Source organism: Elioraea rosea (assembly GCF_007644105.1).
In the GTDB taxonomy this organism is placed as follows: Bacteria; Pseudomonadota; Alphaproteobacteria; order Acetobacterales; family Acetobacteraceae; genus Elioraea_A; species Elioraea_A rosea.
In genome coordinates this window covers 110,683-129,725 of sequence record NZ_VFAC01000002.1, presented here as the reverse complement: position 1 = coordinate 129,725, position 19,043 = coordinate 110,683, and the positions used below count along the sequence as shown (strand labels likewise).

Sequence of the window (19,043 nt, the reverse complement as noted above, 5' to 3'; positions counted from 1 at the left end):
GCTCAGGCGAGATGCGTCCGGAAGAAGGCGATCGTACGGTCCCAGGCGAGCTTGGCCGAGTCCTCGTGGTAGCGGGGCGTCGAGTTGTTGTGAAACCCGTGCTGCGTCCCCGGATAGAGATGCATCTCATGCGGCACGTTCGCGGCCTTCAAGGCGGCCTCGAAGCCAGGCCACATTGCGTTGATCCGCGCATCCTGCTCCGCGTAGTGGATCATCAGCGGCGCCCTGATGTTCGGCACGGCCGATGTCTCGGCTGCGGCTCCATAAAAGGGCACGCCAGCCTGCATGTCCGCGCCCAGGACCGTCGCGAGATGGTTCGTCGTGCCGCCCACCCCAGCAGAAGCCGGTCACGCCGAGCTTGCCCGTCGACAGTGCATTCTGCTTCAGCCAGCGCGCGCCGTTCAGCATGTCGGTCCGCAACTGGGCCTGGTCGAGCCGCGCCTGAAGCGCCCGCCCATCATCGTCGTTGCCTGGATATCCGCCGAGCGAGGAGAGCCCATCCGGCGCGAGCGCCAGGAACCCTTCGACGGCCGCACGGCGTGCGACATCCTCGATATAGGGGTTGAGCCCGCGGTTCTCGTGGATGACGAGCACGGCCGGGAACGGGCCGCTGCCGGCGGGCTGGACCAGGTAGCCGCGGATCTCCTCCGCGGTTCCGCCCGGTGAAGGGAACGTCACGTAGCGGGCGCGGATGCGTTCGTCGGTGAAGGAGATCGTCTGCGCGCGCGCGTAGCGCGGCAGGAGCGCCTCTGCCATCGCGAGGCCCGTCGCGCCGATCGCGGAGGACTGGGCGAGGAAGCTCCGCCGGTCGATCCGTCCATGGCAGTACTCGTCGTAGAGATCGAATACGCGCTGGTCGATCTCGGCCTGGGTCACGCCGGGTGGTGGGGAATCGCTCATGGCTTGGGGCCCCATGCACAGGACGATCGGACACTGCGTGGTCGCCCAAGTCTACGGTTTGGCTGCTGCGGTGTCGCGCTCTTCGTTCAGGCCCCGCCCTGGATAGGGGTGGACCCTTGCCCAATGGCGCGCGATGTCGACGCGTCGGGTGACCCACACGTCGGTCCTGCTCCCGATATGGTCAAGCAGGCGCTGCAACCCCACCGCCCGCGAAGGGTGGCCGATCAGGCGCATGTGCAGACCGACGGACATCATCTTCGGTCGCCCCTTCGCGCCCTCCTCGTACAGCATGTCGAAGGCATCGCGGATGAAGGAGAACCACTGATCGGAGGTTCCCATCCAGCCGGCGTACTTGCCGTCGTTGTTGACGAGCGAATACGGAACGACGAGGTGGCCCTTGCCCTCGACCGTCACCCAGAAGGGCAGTTCCTCGCCGTAGTAGTCGCTGTCGTACAGGAACCCGCCATGTTCGACGACGAGGCCGCGCGTGTTAACCGAGGGGCCGTAGCGGCAGTACCAACCCTCCGGGCGGTGGCCGACCGTGCGCTCGAGGCTGGCGACAGCCTTGCTGATGTGCTCCCGTTCCTCCTCCTCCGACAGCTCGAAATGTTTCACCCAGCGCCAGCCATGCGAGCACACGTCGTACCCCGCGGCGCGGATCGCTTCGGCGGCCTCTGGGTTGCGCTCGAGCGCCATGGCGCAGCCGAACACGGTCATCGGCAGGTTGCGTTCCTGGAACAGCCGCATCAGCCGCCACACCCCGACGCGGCTGCCGTACTCGAACATCCCTTCCGCGGCGAGGTCGCGGCCCTGCTTCACCTGGCTGCCCGCGTGCGCCTCGGTCAGGCCGGTCTCGGTCCTGCCATCGCCGAGCTCGAAGGAGTGCTCGGACCCCTCCTCGTAGTTCATCACGAAATTGACCGCGACCTTGGCATCGCCCGGCCAGTGCGGATCGGGCGGGTTCGCACCGTAGCCGATGAAATCCCGCTTCAGCTCATACGCCATCATGGCCTCCGCACGGCTCAGCCCGGCCGTCACCCTATCGCGTAGTGCGTATTGCCGCGACCATCGCCCCTGTGCGGCAACACCGTTGACAGCCCTGCCGTGCTGGTTCCCACTCGCGGCCCAGAACTCAGGGGAGACATCCACCATGCGCCTTGCCGCCGCCCTGCTCGCGTGCGCGCTCGCCTTTCCCGCCAGCGCGCAGAACCTCACGGTCGGAATGCAGACCGAACCGGGCACGATGGACCCGCAGTTCAACCTGCTTGGCTCCAACACGTCGGCGCTGCGCAACATCTACGACACGCTTCTCTCGCGTGACCCGAGCCTGCAGGTGCGCCCCTCGCTCGCGGAAAGCTGGCGCGCGGTCGACGAGACGACGTGGGAGTTCAAGCTTCGCGAGGGCGTGCGCTTCCATGACGGAAGCCCCCTGACCGCAGAGGACGTTCGCTTCACCATCGAGCGCGTCACCCGCGTGGCGAACAACCCGAATTCCTATGCCACCTACATTCAGGGCATCCGGGAAGTGCAGGTGGTCGATCCCCTGACCGTGCGCTTCGTCACCAACGGCCCGCTGCCACTTCTGCCGAGCAACATCTCCAACATCTTCATCCTCTCCTCAGCGAAGGGCGTCCGCTCGACCTCCGAGTTCAACAGCGGCGATGCCGCGATAGGCACGGGGCCATACCGCTACTCCTCGTGGCAGCCTGGCCAGCCGCTCGTGCTGGAGCGCAATGACAGCTATTTCGGCGGGCCGGCGCCATGGCAGAGGGTGACGTTCCGGCCCATCACGAATGACGGCGCGCGCGTCGCGGCACTTCTGTCGGGCGATGTGGACTTCATCAACGGCGTGCCGCTGCAGGACGTCGCGCGGCTTCAGCGCGAAGGCGGGCGGACGAGCGTGTTCGGCGGACCCTCGGCGTACGTGTACATGCTGTTCCCCGAGGTGGGTAAGGATCCGCTTCCCGGTGTGCGTGACGTCCAGGGCAACCCGCTGCCGAAGAACCCATGGCTCGATCCGCGGGTTCGCGAGGCCATGTCGCTCGCGATCAACCGCGAGGCGATCGTCGAGCGGCTGATGGAAGGTCGAGCGAGCGTGGCGAACCAGGCCGTGCCTGCCGGCTTCTTCGGCCATTCCTCGCGCATTCCGCCCGCGCGCTTCGATGCCGAGCGGGCGCGCGCCCTGCTCAGGGACGCGGGCTACCCGAACGGGTTCCAGACGAACCTCGCCTGCCCGAACGATCGGTTCGTCAACGACAGCAAGATCTGCGAGGCAGCCGCCCAGCAGCTCCAGCGCATCGGCATCCGCGTCGATCTCTCGACGCAGCCGCGCACGACCTTCTTCCCGCAGCGCGCACGGCGCGAATGGCCGCTGCACGCTGCCGGCTGGGGCAGCCTCACCGGCGAGAGCAGCTACTTCCTGACGAGCCAGGTCCACACGCCGAACCGCGACCTCGGCCTCGGCGCGATCAACTACTCTGGCATCTCCTCGCCGGAGATCGACGAGCTGATCCAGCGCGGACGCCGCGCGCTTGACGACGCCGAGCGCCGACGCATCCTCGAGGAGGCGATGGAAAAGATGATCGCGCAGAACCTCATCGTCCCCATCCTCACCTTCGAGGCCATTTGGGCCGGGCGCGCCGATCGCGTGACCTTCACGCCACGCGCGGATGAGGAAACCCTCGCGATCGAGGTTCGGCCCGCTGGGCGCTGATGGCGGTCGAGGTCAGCCTCGCAGGACGGCGCGCGCTCGTCACCGGCGCGGGCACCGAGGGCATCGGCCGCGCGACGGCGCGGCTGCTTGCCCGGGCTGGTGCCCGCGTTGCCGTCCATCACCTCTCTGAAGAAGAGGCGGCCGGGGCGCTCGCGGACGAAACGGGCGGGCCGGCGCTCGCGGCAGACTTCGCCGACGTCTCCGCCGCCGCGCGCCTGCCGCACCGCGCGGCCGAGGCGCTCGGGGGGCTCGACATCCTCGTCGCCAACGCGGGGATGCTCCTGCGCAAGCCGCTGGCCGAGACGTCGGACGCCGAGTTCGCCCGCATCCATGCCGTGAACCTCCAAGCCGCATTCGCTCTTGCGCGCGAGGCGGCCGGGCTGATGCGGAAGGGGGGGCGCATCGTCTTCACCTCGTCGGTCAACCAGTGGATGCCGAACCCAGGGCTCGTCGCCTATGGCAGTTCGAAGGCTGGCATAGGCGGTCTCGCGCGGCAGATGGCGCTCGAGCTTGCAGAAGCGGGCATCTCGGTGAACGCCGTCGCACCGGGAACGATCGAGACGGAGTTCAACCGAGTGGCGCGCGAGGACCCTGCTTGGCGCGAGCGGAAGCTCGCCCTCATTCCCGCCGGCCGCACCGGCACCCCGGAGGACGTCGCCGGCGTCGTCCTCTTCCTGTGCAGCGACTTCGCCGGCTACGTCACCGGCACGACGCTCGCGGTCGATGGAGGGCTTTCGCTGATGGGGCTCCGCGCATGAGCGATCTCTGGGAGGTGTTCGCGTTCCGCTATGCGCTCGACCGGTCGCGCCGGGCGTTACAGTGCTTCCTCGGCGGTTCGGGCGGCGACGGTGCGATGCCCGTCGCCTACCACATCTTCATCCTCCGCGGCCCCGGCGGCGTGGTGGTGATGGATACGGGGGCGGACAGGGAGCGCTGCGCGCGGTACGCCAAGGCCGACATCCGAGGCATCGACGAAGCGCTGTCGGCTCTCGGCACTTCTGCCGCAGAAGTCGGAACCGTGATCCAGACGCATCTGCACTGGGATCATGCCGGCCAGCCAGGCGCATTCCCTGCTGCGCGCTTCCACATCCAGCAGCGCGAGCTTGCCTATGTGAACGGGCCTGCGATGCAGCACGCGGTGCTGCGCGCCGGCTACGAGCCTGCCGACATCGCAGCGGCGACGGCGCTGCTGCATGCGGGGCGGCTCGTGCTGCACGCGGGCGAGGTGTCGCTCGCGCCTGGTCTCACCCTTCACCATGTCGGCGGCCATACGGACGGGCTCCAGATCGCGCGCGTGCGGACGCGCCGAGGCTGGATGTGCCTTGCCACCGATGCGGTTGCCCACCGGGCCAATCTCGAGCGCCGGGTGCCGTTCCCCGTGTTGTTCCATGTCGGCGATGCGCTCGATGCGTTCGACCGGGCAAGCACGCTTGCCGACGCGCCGGAGCTGGTGATCCCTGGCCATGACCCATGGGTGGTCGATGGGCATGCGCCCGCCGCTCCCGGCTCGGAAGGGTGGCTCGCCCGGCTCGACTGACACGAGCGCCGTCAGGCGCGTGCCGTCTCGACGATCCTGCCGTCCTCCATCGCGACCACACGGTCGGCGATGTCGAGGATTCGGGGGTCGTGCGTGACAAGAAGGATCGTCCTGCCCCTGTCCTTCGCGAGGCGCCGCAACAGCCGCATCGCCTCGCCGCCCGTACGCCCGTCGAGCGCCGCCGTCGGCTCATCGGCGAGCACGATGCCCGGCTCGTGCACCAGCGCGCGCGCGATCGCCACGCGCTGGCGCTGCCCGCCGGAGAGCGTCGAGGGATAGGCCTCCCGCTTGTCCGACAGGCCGACAGCGTCCAGCGCGAGATCGGCCCGGTCCAGCCGCTCCTGCTCCGACAGCGACGGATCGACCTCGAGGGCCATGGCGACGTTCTGTCGCGCTGAGAGGAAGCCGAGCAGGTTGTGGTGCTGGAAGATGAAGCCGATGCGGCGACGCAGGGCCACGCGCTCGGCTTCCGTCGCGCCGGCGAGCTCGGTTCCGAGCACGGTGCAACGCCCGTCCTGGACGGCGCGCAGGCCACCCACGAGTGTCAGCAGCGTCGTCTTGCCCGAGCCGGACGGGCCTGTGAGCAGCACGATCTCGCCTGCCTCCACGGAGAGGGTGAGGTCGAGCAGGACGGGCTTGGCCGTCTCTCCGTCCCCGAAACGGTGCGTCAGCCCCTCGGCATCGATCGCGCGGCTCATCCCGGCCTCAGAACATGTCGGCTGGGTTCGCGTCCCGCAGCTTGCGGATCGCGAGCAGGCCGGAGATGACGCACATCCCGAACACGAGGCAGAACACGAGGATGCTCTTCTCGAGATCGAGCGTCAGCGGGATGAAGATCTTCTCGGTGGCGAGTATGTAGAGCGCCTTGGAGGCGAGCCAGCCCGGCACGTACCCCGCGACAGCGAGGATCAGCGAGGCGCCGAGCACCACGCGTGCGAGGTAGCCGTTACTGTAGCCCATCGCCTTCAGCGTCGCGTATTCGCCGATATGGCGCGCGATGTCGCTGAACAGGATCTGGTAGACGATCACGCAGCCGACGACGAGGCCGATCACCACGCCCATGCCGAAGATGAACCCGATCGGCGCCGCCTCGGCCCAGTAGCGCAGCTCGAAATCGACGAGCTCCTGGCGCGTCATCAGCATGACGTCCTCGGCGAGCAGCGGCGCGATGCGGGCCTTCACCGCGGCTGCGTCGACACCCGGGAGGAGGAAGATCGCGCCGACATCAACATGCCCGAAGGTCCGGTTCGGAAACAGCCGGAGGAAGTTCGTCTCCGATGTCAGCGCATTGCCTTCCGAGCCGAAGGTGGCACCGATCCGGAACAGGCCGGCCACCTCGACGCGGCGGTTCGCGAGCTCGACGAAAAGCGGGCCTTCGGCGAGCAGCGCGGGGATCGGCCCGAACTCCGGCTTGCTGCGTTCGTCGAACAGGACGACGTCGGCCCGGCGGATGGCCTCTCGCCCGGCGTCATCGAGGCCCTCGTAGTCGAGCAGGCCACTCTCGGGGGCTGCGCCGAAGACGAGCAGGGTTCGCTTCAGGCTGGTGACGGGGTTTTTCCACGCGGCGTTGCCGACATAGAGGGGGACGACGCGGTCCACCCCCTCGACGCCGAGCGCCTGCATCAGCCGCGCGCGGGGGAAGGGCTGCGTTCGCCACAGCGCTTCCGTCTGGCGGTGCATCAGGTAGAGATCGGCACGCATGCCGGCCTGCGGCTTCACCGCGCTGTCGAACAGCGCGTCCATGAAGCCGAGCTGCATGAAGATGAGCAGGCAGGCGAACAGCACGCCTGAAAGCGCCGCAAGCAAGCGCGCCGGTTCGTGGCGGAGCTGCCGCCAGGCAAGGCGCATCGGCAGCATCCATGCCGCCGCGGTGCTCACGGCAGGATCCTGACCTGGACCTGCATGTTGCTTCGTCGCGCGAGCGCCTCGATGCCAGGCTGCTCAAGGGCCAGGCGCACCTCGACGACGCGGGCGTCGATGGAGGCAACCGGGTCGGCCGAGACCACGGCACTGCGCCCCACCATCCAGCCGATCTGCCGTACGGTCGCGCCGAAGCGCTGCGCCTCGCCGGGAACGATGACCTCCGCCCGCGCGCCCTGGCGCACGCGCGGCAGGTCGGTTTCGAACACTTCCGCAACGACGTCGAGCGCGTCCAGATCGGCAAGCTCGAGCACGCCGTCCTCGCCGACCTTCTCGCCGGCACGGGCATGCACCTTGAGCACGCGGCCAGCGATCGGGGCGACCAGTTGCGCAGTGTCGCGGTCAGCACGGGCTTCGCGGGCGGCGGCCTCTGCGGCGGTGAGTTCGGCGCGGGCCACGGCAAGGTCTTCGTCGCGCGGGGAGAGAAGCGTCGCGAGGTCGGCTTCGGCGCGCGTCCGCTCCGCAGTGGCCTGGGCGGCTGCGAAGCGTGCGCGGTCCCATGTGGCCTCGTTGCCGGCCACGCTTCGGAGCAGCCTGGCCGCGCGATCGGCCTCGCGGCGCGCGCTTTCCTCGGCAGCCGCCGCTGCCGCGACACGCGCGCGGGCGGCGGCGATCTCGGTGTCACGCCCGGCGGCGAGGAGGCGCGAGAGACGCGCATCGGCCAGAGCGACCTGCGCTTCCGCGCGCTCGAGCGCCGCCTGCTTCTTCGGGAGGTCATCGAACCGCGCGAGCAGGCGGCCGGCCTCGACCTCTTCGCCCTCGCCGACCTCGATCGACAGGATGCGAACGCCTTCCGCGCCAGCCGCGCGCGTGACGCGGCGGATGCGGCTTGCCGGTTCGACGCGCCCGAGCGCCCCGACGCCAGTCGCGGCCTGCGTGTCTGCCGCCTGCGCCGGTGCCGGCGGCTCGCCGAGAAGCGGTTCGCCGATCAGGAACAGCCCGGCCAGCGGCACCACGGCGAGTGCCGCCATCGCGGCGAGGAGGGAGCGCTTCATGGTACGGCCAGGTCCTCGAGCGCGTGGCGTAGTGCTCCGGCCTCGGCCTCGGTTGGCTGCCAGATCGAGAAGATCTTGGCCATGAACAGCCCGTCCGCCGCCGTCAGCACCGCGAGCGCACGGCCATGGTCGAGCCCGTCCTCGGCGATCAGGGCGCGGATACGGGCATGCTCTGCGCGAACGGGATCGACGAGTGCTGGGTGATGGGCGTGCGCGGCGAGCAGCGCTGCGGCGATGCGGAGGTCGCGCGCCTCCCGTTCCGGCCGCGGCTGCAGCGCCCAGGCAATGCAGGCGCGTACCGTCCGGCCGGGACCGGATGGCTCGGCCTCGCGCAGCCTGTCGAACACCGCCCGCATCTCCTCCGTCATCCGCGCGACGATGGCGGTGAGAAGCGCCTCCTTGGATCGGTAGTGGTGCAGGAGCCCACCCTTCGACACGCCGGCCTCCGCGGCCACGGCATCGAGCGTGAGCGCGCCGACGCCACGGTCGGCAACGATCGCCTCTGCGGCGTCGAGCAGGCGGGTGCGCGTGTCGTCACGCTCTCTTGGTGCAAGCATGGGGCTGGACATACCGTCCAGCCGGTCGGTCCGCAACCGTCCGGCTGGACGGCTCGCGATGGTGTGACGCGAGCAGGCCGGGCTACACCACGTCGGAGGCCGCGCCCTCTGCATAGCCGCGCAGGCGTGACGCGATCACGTCGCCGACGGCATCGACGGCCGTGCCGCGGGGAAACCTAGCGCGCCAGACGAGGCGGACGGTCCTTCCCGTTCGTGCAGCGAGGGGGCGGAGGACGATGCCGCCATCCTGTGCCGCGCCTGCGGCAAGGCCAGGGATCAGCGTCGTCCCGTAGCCGGCGGCGACCATGTTCAGAAGCGTCGCGAGGCTCGCCGCGCGCAGTGTGCCGAGCGTGCCCTCCCGGCCGCAGGCTGCGAGTGCCTGGTCGCGCAGGCAATGCCCGTCCGCGAGGACGAGCATGTCGCTCGCAAGCTCGGCCTCCGCCACCTGCTCACGACCGGCAAGCGGGTGTTCGGGCGGCAGCGCGGCCAGGAACGGCTCGGCGAAGAGCGGGCGGCTCGCAAGCTCGGGGCCATCCACCTCAGTCGCGAGCAGGGCCGCGTCGAGCTCGTGGCCCCGCAGCCGGTCGAGAAGCGCGGCCGTCTGGTCCTCCCAGGGCTCGATCTCGAGCGCGGGCAGTGCGTCACGCAGCGGTGCGAAGACGAGCGGCAGAAGATAGGGTGCGAGTGTGGGGATGATGCCGAGGCGGAAGCGGCCGGCCAGCGGGTCACGCAGCGTCCACGCAACCGCAAGCATCGCGTCCGCCTCCGCCACGGCAGTACGAGCGTGACCGATCAGCGCCTGGCACGCATCTGTCGGGGCGACGGCGCGGCTCGACCTCTCGAACAGCGCCACGCCGAGCAGGTCCTCGATCTTGCGGATCTGGACCGACAGCGTGGGCTGGCTGACGCCGCAGGCCTCGGCCGCGCGGCCGAAATGCTGGTGTTCGGCGACGGCGAGGATGTAGCGCAGATCACGTAGGTTCATAAGGGTCGGCCCGCTGCAGCGATAGTTGATATCTATCAGATCTTTCGCCGCTATGGCCTTCCATTTATTCTCGTGACCACGGTAGCGTGGCGCGGTACGCAGTGGCCGGCCATCTCAGGGCAGCGGGCGCGCCTGTCGCCGTGCCGACGAGGCTTGGCGTGCGGCGGGTCGGCCCGGATGGCGCCAGCGGCGTGACTTCGGTCGTCGGCACTGACCACAAGAAGCAACTCAGCCAGGAACGGAGAGCGCAATGGACGGAATGGGTGGCCAGGGGGCGGGCAAGTGCCCGGTGATGCATGGGGTACGGCCGAACGCGACCTTCGCGTCGCGCACCAACCGTGAGTGGTGGCCGAACCAGCTGAACCTCAGGATCCTTCGCCAGCATTCCGCGCTGTCGAACCCAATGGGCCCTGGCTTCGACTATCCCGAGGCCTTCAGGAAGCTCGACTACCAAGCCCTGAAGAGGGACCTCCACGCGCTGATGACGGACAGCCAGGCCTGGTGGCCGGCCGACTTCGGGCATTACGGCCCGTTCTTCATCCGCATGGCCTGGCACGCGGCGGGCACCTACCGCACTGGTGACGGCCGCGGCGGTGCATCGACCGGCGCGCAGCGCTTCGCGCCCGAGAACAGCTGGCCCGACAACGCCAATCTCGACAAGGCGCGCCGCCTTCTCTGGCCGATCAAGCAGAAGTACGGCAACGCGATTTCCTGGGCCGACCTCTTCATCCTCACCGGCAACGTCGCGCTCGAGTCGATGGGCTTCAAGACCTTCGGCTTCGGCGCCGGCCGCGCTGACATCTGGGAGCCGGAGGAGGACATCTACTGGGGGTCGGAGGACATCTGGCTCGGCGACAAGCGCTACAGCGGCGACCGCCAGCTCGAGAACCCGCTCGCGGCGGTGCAGATGGGCCTCATCTACGTCAATCCCGAGGGGCCGAACGGCAACCCTGACCCGATCGCCTCGGGGCGCGACATCCGCGAGACCTTCGCGCGCATGGCGATGAACGACGAGGAGACGGTCGCGCTCACCGCCGGCGGCCACACATTCGGCAAGTGCCACGGTGCGGGAGACGTCGCCCAGGTCGGGCGCGAGCCGGAAGGCGAGGCGCTCCAGGCGCAGGGCCTCGGCTGGCTCAACAGCATGGGCAGCGGCCGCGGCGCCGACACGATCACCAGCGGCATCGAGGGGGCTTGGACGCCGACGCCGACGAAGTGGGACAACGCCTATTTCGACATGCTGTTCGGCTTTGAGTGGAAGCTGACGAAGAGCCCCGCGGGCGCCTGGCAGTGGATCCCGACCGACCCTGCCGCCCAGACGCTTGTTCCCGACGCGCATGACCCGTCCAGGCGCCACCCGCCGATGATGACGACGGCCGACATGGCGATGCGGATGGATCCGATCTACGAGCCCATCTCGCGCCGCTTCCACAGGGACCCGGCTGCCTTCGCCGATGCCTTCGCGCGCGCCTGGTTCAAGCTGACGCACCGCGACATGGGTCCGAAGGTCCGCTATCTCGGGCCCGAGGTGCCGAAGGAAGACCTGATCTGGCAGGACCCGATCCCGGCGGTTGATCACCCGCTCGTCGATGCCGCCGACATCCGTGACCTGAAGGCGAAGATCCTCGCCTCGGGGCTCTCGGTTGCCGAGCTGGTCTCCACGGCCTGGGCGTCGGCCTCGACCTTCCGCGGCTCGGACAAGCGCGGCGGTGCCAATGGTGCCCGCATCCGCCTCGCTCCCCAGAAGGACTGGGCGGTGAACCAGCCTGCCCAGCTTCAGAAGGTACTTGGCGTGCTCGAGGGCATCCGAGCGGCGTTCAACGGCTCCGCCGCCGGCGGCAAGAAGGTCTCGCTCGCAGACCTGATCGTTCTCGGCGGCTGCGTCGGCGTCGAGCAGGCGGCCAAGAAGGCCGGCCATGACGTGGAGGTTCCCTTCACGCCGGGCCGGACCGACGCCTCGCAGGAGCAGACCGACGTCGACAGCTTCTCGGTCCTCGAGCCGACGGCGGACGGCTTCCGCAACTACCTCAGGACCACCTACTCGGTGGCCTCCGAGGAGCTTCTGATCGACCGCGCCCAGCTTCTCACGCTGACCGCTCCCGAGATGACGGTTCTCGTCGGCGGCCTGCGTGTGCTGGGGGCGAATGCCGGAGGCTCGAAGCACGGCGTCTTCACCGACAAGCCTGGCGCCCTGACGAACGACTTCTTCGTCAACCTGCTCGACATGGGCACGGCGTGGAAGGCGACGTCGGAGAACGAGCAGGAGTTCGAAGGGCGTGACCGGGCGACCGGTGCGGTGAAGTGGACCGGCACGCGCGTCGATCTGGTGTTCGGCTCCAACTCCGAGCTCCGCGCGCTGTCGGAGGTCTATGCGCAGGGCGATGCGAAGGAGCAGTTTGTGCGTAACTTCGTCGCAGCCTGGACGAAGGTGATGAACCTCGATCGCTTCGACCTCGCCCGGTAAGCGACCACGTGTGCCGACCACGGCATCGCGGCAGCGGCTGGGAACGAGCTTCCTCCTGACTGCACGGGCGCCCCAACGGGCGCCCGTTCTTTTTCTGCCTGGGCTGCCGGTCTTCTGCTCTGGTCGGCCACGGCGACGATCCTCCTCTGCTGGCGCATGCCTGAGTTGCGTGATCGTGATCCGGCTGCTAGCCCCACCCTGACACGAGGCGACATGCACCTCCCTCTGCCTCGCCGCTCCAGCGCGACGCGGCTTCGCATGTCCTTCCCGCGTCGTTGTGCGATCACTGGCTGACGCACGCGCTGCCGGCAGTCCCTGCTGCGTTGCGCGTGCCGGAGGAAGGGAATGGGGATCTCGGAACGCCTGTCGACGTCGGACGTCGTTCTCGGCCTTGCCGCTACCAGCAAGCGTACCCTACTGCAGACGCTCGCTGCACGCGCAGCGGCGCGCCTCGGCCGGCCTGAGGAGGAGATCCTCAAGGCGCTGCAGGATCGCGAGGCGCTTGGCTCGACTGCGCTCGGCCGGGGCGTGGCGCTGCCGCACGCGCGGCTTCCGGGCGACATGCCGCCGATGATGCTGTTCGCCCGGCTGCAGCGGCCGATCGACTACGAGGCGCGCGACGATGAGCCCGTCGATCTCGTCATCCTCGTGCTCTGGCCGGAAGCGGATGCGGAAGGCTTCCTGCCGGCGTTGTCGGAGACCTGCCGCGCGCTCCGCCAGCCCCAGGCGCTGAACCGCCTCCGCATGGCGACTGTGCCGGCGGAGGTCGTCACGCTGTTCGGCCAGGGCGCGGAGCATCCGGCACCCGGCGAGGGGGAGTGATGCCAGCACGCGCTCACGCGAGCGGGGCCGAGCGATCGGAGGGCAGCCGAAACGATGCCTGACGGGATCGTTCTCGCCTGCCTCGTCGGCCTTCCGTTCGTCGCGGCGATCGTCGCCGGGCTGCTGCCCACACGCGCGCGCGACACCGCCTCGATGCTCGCAGGCGCAGTCGCCCTCGTCTGCCTCGGCCTCGTCTGGAGCGCCTACGGTACCGTCTCGGGCGGCGGCGTGCTGCGGGCCGAGCTTCCCTGGATGCCGCAGCTCGGCCTCTCGATCGTCCTGCGGATGGACGGCTTCGCCTGGTTGTTCGCCGGGCTGATCACGGGCATTGGCGCGCTCGTCGTGCTCTATGCCCGCTACTACATGTCGGCCGAAGACCCCGTTCCCAGGTTCTTCTCCTTCCTCCTCGCGTTCATGGGGGCGATGACCGGGCTCGTCCTGTCGGGCCATCTCGTTCAACTCGCCCTGTTCTGGGAGCTGACGAGCTTCCTCTCCTTCCTGCTGATCGGCTACTGGCACCACACCGCCGCGGCGCGCGACGGCGCGCGGATGGCGCTGACCATCACCGCGACCGGCGGGCTGTCGCTGTTCGCCGGCGTTCTCGTGCTCGGCCATATCGTCGGGAGCTACGACCTCGATGTCGTCCTCGCCGCGGGCGACACGATCCGCGATCATCCGCTCTACATCGTCGCGCTCATCCTCATCGTGCTCGGCGCGCTGACCAAGAGCGCGCAGTTCCCGTTCCATTTCTGGCTGCCGCACGCGATGGCGGCGCCGACGCCGGTGTCGGCCTATCTCCACTCCGCCACGCTCGTGAAGGCGGGGGTGTTCCTGCTCGCCCGGCTCTGGCCTGTCATGGCCGGCACGGATGCGTGGGCCTGGACGGTCGGGCTCGCCGGGCTGATCACGATGCTGATCGGCGCCTACATCGCGATCTTCCAGAACGACCTGAAGGGGCTGCTCGCCTATTCGACGATCAGCCATCTCGGCCTGATCACGCTTCTGCTGGGGCTCAAGAGCGAACTCGCGCTGATCGCTGCGATCTTTCACACCATGAACCACGCAGCCTTCAAGTGCTCGCTGTTCATGGCCGCGGGCATCATCGACCACGAGACCGGCACGCGAGACATCCGCCGCCTCTCTGGACTGAACGGGCCGATGCCCTTCACCGCCCGGCTCGCTCTCGTCGCCGCCGCGGCGATGGCAGGCGTGCCGCTGCTGAACGGCTTCATCTCCAAGGAGATGTTTTTCGCCGAGGCACTCTCGGCAACCGCTCCTGTTCACCCGCTGCTGAACGTCCTGCCGCTCGCCGCGATGCTCGCGAGCGCCTTCAGCGTCGTCTACTCGCTTCGCTTCATCCATGGCGTGTTCTTCGGCTCGCCGCCGACCGACCTGCCGCGCACGCCGCATGAGCCCGCGACGTGGATGCGCTTTCCGGTCGAGATCCTGGTGCTGACCTGCATCATGGTCGGCGTGCTGCCGGCTGCCACGGTCGGGCCCTATCTCGACATCGCCGCCCGTGCCGTGCTGGGCGACGCAACACCCTATTACAGCCTCGCCGTCTGGCACGGGGTGAACCTGCCGCTGCTGATGAGCGTCGTCGCGATGGCCGCGGGGGTCACGATCTATCTGATCCTGCAGCGCAGGCTGCGCGAAGGCATGGACGGCCCACCGCTGATCCGCCACCTCGATGCGCAGCGCCTGTTCGAGCGCGCGATGGTCACTCTCTCCTGGCGCCTCGCGCGCACGCTCGAGCGCATCGCCGGAACGCGCAGGCTCCAGCCGCAGCTTCGCCTGATCCTGATCGCCGCGATCGTCGCCGGGGCGGGGGCGGCATTCGTGCGCGGCGTCGGCCCCGGAAACCTGGTGCCCGCGCCGATCGACCCGGTTCTCGCGCTGCTCTGGGTCGTCGGAGCGGCCTGCGCCCTCGGCGCGGCCTGGCAGGCGAAGTTCCATCGCCTTGCCGCGACCATCCTGCTCGGCGGCGTCGGGCTGGTCGTGTGCGTCACCTTCGTGTGGTTCTCCGCACCGGACCTGGCCCTGACGCAGCTCACGGTCGAGATCGTGACCACAGTGCTTCTGCTTCTCGGCCTCCGCTGGCTGCCCAAGCGCATGCAGAGCTCGAGCGCACGCGAACCAGAGGTGCTGGGCCGCACGAGGCGCCTGCGCGACCTCGCGATCGCCACGGCCGCCGGCGGCTGCATGGCGATGCTCGCGTATGTCGTGATGACGCGCACGCCGCCGGAGCTGCTCGCGCAGCACTTCCTGGCGCGCGCCTACCTCGAGGGCGGCGGCACGAACGTCGTCAACGTGATCCTGGTCGATTTCCGCGGCTTCGACACGCTCGGGGAGATCTTCGTCGTCGGCGTGGTGGCGCTCACCACCTTTGCCCTGCTTCGCCGCTTCCGCCCGGCCGCGGACAGCGTCGAGCTTCCGGAGCAGCAGCGCGACCAGCTGGAGGCGGACGAGGCCCGGCACGCGCGGGACGATGGGCGCCACGTGGCCGATTGGCTGCTGGTTCCCTTCACGCTGACGCGTCTGCTTTTTCCGGTGATGCTTGTGGCCGCGGCGTTCCTGCTCCTGCGGGGGCACGACCTGCCTGGCGGCGGCTTCTCTGCCGGCATGGTCGTCGCGATCGCGATCATCCTGCAGTACATCGTCGGCGGCACGGAGTGGACGGAGGATCGCCTGAGCCTTCTCCGCCCGCCGGCCTGGATCGGCACCGGGCTCCTGCTTGCAGCCGGCACCGGCGTCGCGGCCTGGGCCTTCGGCCTGCCCTTCATGACGTCCTACTTCAGCTACGCTGACCTGCCGGTGCTCGGGAAGGTGCCGATGGCGAGCGCGCTGATCTTCGATATCGGGGTGTTCGTGCTCGTCGTCGGCGCGACGCTTCTGATGCTGATCGCGCTTGCGCACCAGTCTGTCCGCGGCAGGCGGTCCACCCCGCGTACGCTTCCGCAGGCGAAGGCATCGCCGCGCGTGGCCGACGCTGTCGGGGGAGGGGGCTGATGGAACTCGTCGTCTCGCTCGGCATCGGCATCGTGGCGGGCTCGGGGGTGTGGCTGCTGCTTCGGCCGCGCACCTTCCAGGTGATCATCGGTCTCTCGCTGCTGTCCTATGCCGTCAACCTGTTCATCTTCTCGACCGGCGGCTTGCGCAGCGGCGCGGCCGCGGTGCTCGCCCGCGACGAGGCGGGAACCCTCGCCCAGTACGCCGACCCGCTTCCCCAGGCGCTCGTGCTGACCGCGATCGTCATCGGCTTCGCGACGACCGCGCTTCTGTTGGTCGTTCTGCTCGCCGCCCGCGGCCTGACCGGCACCGACCACGTCGACGGCAGAGAGCGCGACCAGTGAGCGACTGGACCACGCATCTTCTGATCGCGCCCGTCGTCGTGCCGATGCTCGCCGGCGCCGTGATGGTGCTGGCGAGCGACCGGTGGCGCTGGTCTCCCGTTCCGCTGGGCCTGGCCTCGATGCTGGCGCAGGTGGTGCTCGCGATGCTGCTGCTTGCCGCAGCCGACCAGCCGGCGGTCCGGATCTACCGCCTGGGCAACTGGCCGGCGGAGTTCGGCATCGTGCTCGCGCTCGACAGGCTGTCCGCGCTGATGCTTGCGCTGGCGAGCGTGCTCGGCCTCGCCGCATTCGTGTTCTCGCTCGCCCGCTGGCAGCGTGCGGGGGTGCATTTCCACCCGCTGCTGCAGTTCCAGATGCTCGGCCTCAACGGCGCGTTCCTGACAGGAGACCTCTTCAACCTCTTCGTCTTCTTCGAGGTGATGCTGGCCGCGTCCTACGGGCTGGCGCTGCACGGCTCCGGCACCGCGCGGGTCCGCGCTGGGTTGCACTACATCGTCGTGAACCTGGTCGCCTCGCTTCTCTTCCTCGTCGGCGTGAGCTTGGTCTACGGCATCGCCGGAACGCTCAACATGGCCGACCTCGCTCAGCGCATGCGTGGCATCGCGTCAGAGGACCGCGCGGTGCTGGAGGCGGGGCTTGCCGTGCTCGGCATCGCCTTCCTGGTCAAAGCCGCGATGTGGCCGCTCGGGTTCTGGCTCACGGGCACCTATTCCGCCGCCTCAGCGCCTGCGGCGGCGATCCTGTCCCTGCTCAGCAAGGTCGGTATCTATGCGGTGCTGCGGCTCTGGCTGTTGCTGTTCGGTGACGATGCGGGCGCATCCGTCGGCTTTGCCGGGCCCTGGCTCGTGATCGGCGGGCTGCTGACGGTTGCTTTCGGGTCGATCGCGGTCCTTGCCTCGCAGAACCTGTCACGGATGGCTGGCGCAAGCGTTCTCGTCTCGTCCGGGACGCTGCTCGCAGCGATCGGCTCCGGCCAGGTGCGCGTGACCGGCGGCGCGCTGTTCTATCTGGCGAGCTCCGTGCTCGCGATCGGCGCCTTCTTCCTGCTGATCGAGCTGGTCGAGCGGGGCAGGGAAGTCGGGGCCGACGTGCTTGCGGTGACCCGCGAGGCCTTCGGGACAGGCGAGGAGGAGGAGGACATCGACGCGCCGGACGAGGTCGGCGTGGCGATCCCCGGCACGGTCGCCATTCTCGGGCTCAGCTTCATGACATGCGCGCTGCTGCTCGCCGGCCTGCCGCCGCTCTCCGGCTTCCTCGCGAAATTCGCGATCCTTGCGCCGCTCTTTTCCGCAGGCGCTGCCGTCACGCCCATGAGCTGGGCGCTCATGGCCGCGCTCATCCTCTCCGGCCTCGCAACGGTGATCGCGCTGGTTCGCTCCGGCATCGACGTGTTCTGGACGACGCCACACAGCGCGCCGCCGCGCGTCGGCCTGATCGAGTTCGCGCCGATCGCCATGCTGCTCGCGCTGTGCATTGCGCTTACGGCGGCGGCCGGCCCGGCGATGACCTATCTCGATGCGGCGGCGCGAAGTCTGCATGCGCCGCAAGACTACGTCCAAGGTGTGATGGGCGTGCCGGACCCGGAGCCGAGGCGCGCGCCATGACGCGTCTTCTTCCCTTCCCGCTGGTCACGCTCGGCCTTCTCATCCTGTGGCTGCTGTTGAACGAGAGCGTCTCGCCCGGAGCGATCCTGCTCGGGTCGGTCCTCGCGCTGGTCGGCGGCGGCGCCTTGTGGCTGCTCGCCCCGCCCGCGGGCCGGCCGCGGCGTGTCCTTGCCATCGCGCGCCTGCTCTGGGACGTGCTCATCGAGATCATCCGCTCCAACAACGCGGTGGCGACGCTGATCCTGCGCGGGCCGAGGTCCCAGGCCGGGCGGTCGGGCTTCGTGCTGATCCCGCTGGCGATGCGGAGCCCCTATGGCCTCGCCGCGCTGGCCTGCATCCTCACCGCAACGCCCGGAACGGTCTGGGTCGATTACGACGCGGAGGACGGAACGATGCTCCTCCACGTGCTCGACCTGATCGATGAGGAGCAGTGGATGCGCATCGTGAAGGACAATTGGGAGCGTCGGCTCATGGAGATCTTCGAATGAGTGCTGCGATCCTGTTCTGGGCGGTGCTTGTCGCGCAACTTCTGCTCGCGGCCGCGATGTGCTGCGCCGTGGTGCGGCTTCTCCAGGGCCCGCGCGCGCAGGACCGGGTGCTTGCGCTCGACACGCTCTACGTCAACGCGGCGATCCTGCTCCTGGTGTTCGGCATCCGCACGGGCAGCCCCCTCTACTTCGAGGCGGCCCTGCTCATCAGCCTGCTCGGCTTCGTCGCCACCGCGGCGCTGGCAAAGTTCCTCCTGCGCGGCGAGGTGATCGAATGACGCACGCCGTCGAGCTCCCCCTCTGGGCAGCGATCGTCGTCGCTTGCCTGCTGCTGCTCGGAGCGTTCCTGACGCTCGTGGGCTCGATCGGGCTGCTGCGGCTGCGTGACTTCTATGCGCGGGTCCATGCCCCAACGCTGGCGACGACGCTTGGCATCGGCTGCGTGCTGCTCGCGTCGATGCTTTTCTTCACGGTCCTGCAGACCCGGCCCGTACTGCACGAGGTCCTCATCACCGCGTTCATGGTGCTGACGACGCCGGTGACGCTGATGCTTCTCACCCGCGCCTCCCTCTATCGGGACAGGCGGGAGGGCAGCCCCGACGTGCCGCCGATCCCCGCCCGCCCCCTGCCGAAGGACGGCGCCGAGCGCTGACCGGCCTTGGCCCTGCGGCCACGCCCGGACGGGGGCACGCAATGCGGGAACCA

Annotated in this window: 18 protein-coding genes and 1 pseudogene; 11 read left to right on the top strand and 8 right to left on the bottom strand. The window is 69.1% G+C overall.

The window, feature by feature from the left end; genetic code table 11:
- Positions 1-2 precede the first annotated feature (2 nt).
- From FIF60_RS22235 to FIF60_RS02290, 3 genes and pseudogenes are all read right to left on the bottom strand, one after another.
- Positions 3-287 carry a dienelactone hydrolase family protein gene (locus FIF60_RS22235; RefSeq protein WP_275426699.1) on the bottom strand — a complete coding sequence of 95 codons (285 nt, stop codon included), beginning with the start codon at positions 285-287 and terminating at the stop codon, positions 3-5.
- Positions 288-393: 106 nt separating this feature from the next.
- A pseudogene (locus tag FIF60_RS22230) lies at positions 394-900 on the bottom strand (dienelactone hydrolase family protein); the annotation flags it as partial.
- Positions 901-951: 51 nt separating this feature from the next.
- Entirely contained in the window at positions 952-1,905 is a 954-nt protein-coding gene (locus FIF60_RS02290) for an allantoinase PuuE (RefSeq protein ID WP_239451459.1), read from the bottom strand.
- 145 nt (positions 1,906-2,050) lie between these two features.
- On the opposite strand from FIF60_RS02290, the gene FIF60_RS02285 reads away from it, so the two are divergent.
- From FIF60_RS02285 to FIF60_RS02275, 3 genes are read left to right on the top strand one after another with little or no spacing between them, the layout of a single operon-like run.
- Complete coding sequence (locus tag FIF60_RS02285) at positions 2,051-3,613, top strand: ABC transporter substrate-binding protein (RefSeq protein WP_158639026.1); 1,563 nt, start codon at positions 2,051-2,053, stop codon at positions 3,611-3,613.
- Positions 3,613-4,371, top strand: a complete 759-nt coding sequence (locus FIF60_RS02280) for an SDR family NAD(P)-dependent oxidoreductase (protein WP_144183431.1) — start codon at positions 3,613-3,615, stop codon at positions 4,369-4,371. The genes FIF60_RS02285 and FIF60_RS02280 overlap by 1 nt, the downstream gene beginning before the upstream one ends.
- On the top strand, positions 4,368-5,150 hold the full coding sequence (locus tag FIF60_RS02275) for an N-acyl homoserine lactonase family protein (protein WP_144183428.1): 783 nt from the start codon (positions 4,368-4,370) through the stop codon (positions 5,148-5,150). Before FIF60_RS02280 ends, FIF60_RS02275 begins: the two co-directional genes overlap by 4 nt.
- 11 nt (positions 5,151-5,161) lie before the next feature.
- Here FIF60_RS02275 and FIF60_RS02270 read toward each other — a convergent pair whose 3' ends face one another.
- The 5 genes from FIF60_RS02270 to FIF60_RS02250 all read right to left on the bottom strand — a co-directional run bounded on the left by FIF60_RS02270 (position 5,162) and on the right by FIF60_RS02250 (position 9,607).
- Positions 5,162-5,848, bottom strand: a complete 687-nt coding sequence (locus FIF60_RS02270) for an ATP-binding cassette domain-containing protein (RefSeq protein ID WP_144183426.1) — start codon at positions 5,846-5,848, stop codon at positions 5,162-5,164.
- Positions 5,849-5,855: 7 nt separating this feature from the next.
- Complete coding sequence (devC, locus tag FIF60_RS02265) at positions 5,856-7,028, bottom strand: ABC transporter permease DevC (protein ID WP_239451458.1); 1,173 nt, start codon at positions 7,026-7,028, stop codon at positions 5,856-5,858.
- Complete coding sequence (locus FIF60_RS02260) at positions 7,025-8,065, bottom strand: HlyD family efflux transporter periplasmic adaptor subunit (protein WP_144183424.1); 1,041 nt, start codon at positions 8,063-8,065, stop codon at positions 7,025-7,027. Before FIF60_RS02260 ends, devC begins: the two co-directional genes overlap by 4 nt.
- On the bottom strand, positions 8,062-8,622 hold the full coding sequence (locus tag FIF60_RS02255) for a TetR/AcrR family transcriptional regulator (protein WP_158639025.1): 561 nt from the start codon (positions 8,620-8,622) through the stop codon (positions 8,062-8,064). Before FIF60_RS02255 ends, FIF60_RS02260 begins: the two co-directional genes overlap by 4 nt.
- Positions 8,623-8,704: 82 nt before the next feature.
- On the bottom strand, positions 8,705-9,607 hold the full coding sequence (locus tag FIF60_RS02250; RefSeq protein ID WP_144183420.1) for a LysR substrate-binding domain-containing protein: 903 nt from the start codon (positions 9,605-9,607) through the stop codon (positions 8,705-8,707).
- A gap of 250 nt (positions 9,608-9,857) precedes the next feature.
- Between FIF60_RS02250 and katG the strand changes: the two genes are divergently transcribed.
- From katG to FIF60_RS02210, 8 genes are all read left to right on the top strand, one after another.
- A complete protein-coding gene (gene katG / locus FIF60_RS02245) occupies positions 9,858-12,071 on the top strand; it encodes a catalase/peroxidase HPI (protein WP_144183418.1) in 2,214 nt (737 codons plus the stop codon).
- 345 nt (positions 12,072-12,416) lie between these two features.
- The gene (locus FIF60_RS02240; RefSeq protein WP_144183415.1) at positions 12,417-12,893 is read left to right on the top strand and encodes a PTS sugar transporter subunit IIA; all 477 of its coding nucleotides are present in this window, start codon (positions 12,417-12,419) and stop codon (positions 12,891-12,893) included.
- Positions 12,894-12,947: 54 nt separating this feature from the next.
- Positions 12,948-15,902 (top strand): monovalent cation/H+ antiporter subunit A, encoded by a 2,955-nt coding sequence (locus FIF60_RS02235; RefSeq protein WP_144183413.1) that lies wholly within the window; start codon positions 12,948-12,950, stop codon positions 15,900-15,902.
- Complete coding sequence (locus FIF60_RS02230) at positions 15,902-16,246, top strand: Na+/H+ antiporter subunit C (RefSeq protein ID WP_144183411.1); 345 nt, start codon at positions 15,902-15,904, stop codon at positions 16,244-16,246. Before FIF60_RS02235 ends, FIF60_RS02230 begins: the two co-directional genes overlap by 1 nt.
- The gene (locus FIF60_RS02225) at positions 16,243-17,850 is read left to right on the top strand and encodes a monovalent cation/H+ antiporter subunit D (RefSeq protein WP_144183408.1); all 1,608 of its coding nucleotides are present in this window, start codon (positions 16,243-16,245) and stop codon (positions 17,848-17,850) included. Before FIF60_RS02230 ends, FIF60_RS02225 begins: the two co-directional genes overlap by 4 nt.
- Entirely contained in the window at positions 17,847-18,338 is a 492-nt protein-coding gene (locus FIF60_RS02220; RefSeq protein ID WP_144183406.1) for a Na+/H+ antiporter subunit E, read from the top strand. The genes FIF60_RS02225 and FIF60_RS02220 overlap by 4 nt, the downstream gene beginning before the upstream one ends.
- Complete coding sequence (locus FIF60_RS02215) at positions 18,335-18,616, top strand: K+/H+ antiporter subunit F (protein ID WP_144183404.1); 282 nt, start codon at positions 18,335-18,337, stop codon at positions 18,614-18,616. The genes FIF60_RS02220 and FIF60_RS02215 overlap by 4 nt, the downstream gene beginning before the upstream one ends.
- A complete protein-coding gene (locus tag FIF60_RS02210) occupies positions 18,613-18,990 on the top strand; it encodes a Na+/H+ antiporter subunit G (protein ID WP_144183402.1) in 378 nt (125 codons plus the stop codon). Before FIF60_RS02215 ends, FIF60_RS02210 begins: the two co-directional genes overlap by 4 nt.
- Positions 18,991-19,043 lie beyond the last annotated feature (53 nt).

Bases quoted from the DNA above. Each gene is read 5' to 3' on its own strand.
- FIF60_RS22235 (WP_275426699.1), bottom strand. From the start codon at position 287: ATGCAGGCTGGCGTGCCCTTTTATGGAGCCGCAGCCGAGACATCGGCC.
- FIF60_RS02290 (WP_239451459.1), bottom strand. From the start codon at position 1,905: ATGGCGTATGAGCTGAAGCGGGATTTCATCGGCTACGGTGCGAACCCG.
- FIF60_RS02285 (WP_158639026.1), top strand. From the start codon at position 2,051: ATGCGCCTTGCCGCCGCCCTGCTCGCGTGCGCGCTCGCCTTTCCCGCC.
- FIF60_RS02280 (WP_144183431.1), top strand. From the start codon at position 3,613: ATGGCGGTCGAGGTCAGCCTCGCAGGACGGCGCGCGCTCGTCACCGGC.
- FIF60_RS02275 (WP_144183428.1), top strand. From the start codon at position 4,368: ATGAGCGATCTCTGGGAGGTGTTCGCGTTCCGCTATGCGCTCGACCGG.
- FIF60_RS02270 (WP_144183426.1), bottom strand. From the start codon at position 5,848: ATGAGCCGCGCGATCGATGCCGAGGGGCTGACGCACCGTTTCGGGGAC.
- FIF60_RS02260 (WP_144183424.1), bottom strand. From the start codon at position 8,065: ATGAAGCGCTCCCTCCTCGCCGCGATGGCGGCACTCGCCGTGGTGCCG.
- FIF60_RS02255 (WP_158639025.1), bottom strand. From the start codon at position 8,622: ATGCTTGCACCAAGAGAGCGTGACGACACGCGCACCCGCCTGCTCGAC.
- FIF60_RS02250 (WP_144183420.1), bottom strand. From the start codon at position 9,607: ATGAACCTACGTGATCTGCGCTACATCCTCGCCGTCGCCGAACACCAG.
- katG (WP_144183418.1), top strand. From the start codon at position 9,858: ATGGACGGAATGGGTGGCCAGGGGGCGGGCAAGTGCCCGGTGATGCAT.
- FIF60_RS02240 (WP_144183415.1), top strand. From the start codon at position 12,417: ATGGGGATCTCGGAACGCCTGTCGACGTCGGACGTCGTTCTCGGCCTT.
- FIF60_RS02235 (WP_144183413.1), top strand. From the start codon at position 12,948: ATGCCTGACGGGATCGTTCTCGCCTGCCTCGTCGGCCTTCCGTTCGTC.
- FIF60_RS02230 (WP_144183411.1), top strand. From the start codon at position 15,902: ATGGAACTCGTCGTCTCGCTCGGCATCGGCATCGTGGCGGGCTCGGGG.
- FIF60_RS02220 (WP_144183406.1), top strand. From the start codon at position 17,847: ATGACGCGTCTTCTTCCCTTCCCGCTGGTCACGCTCGGCCTTCTCATC.
- FIF60_RS02215 (WP_144183404.1), top strand. From the start codon at position 18,335: ATGAGTGCTGCGATCCTGTTCTGGGCGGTGCTTGTCGCGCAACTTCTG.
- FIF60_RS02210 (WP_144183402.1), top strand. From the start codon at position 18,613: ATGACGCACGCCGTCGAGCTCCCCCTCTGGGCAGCGATCGTCGTCGCT.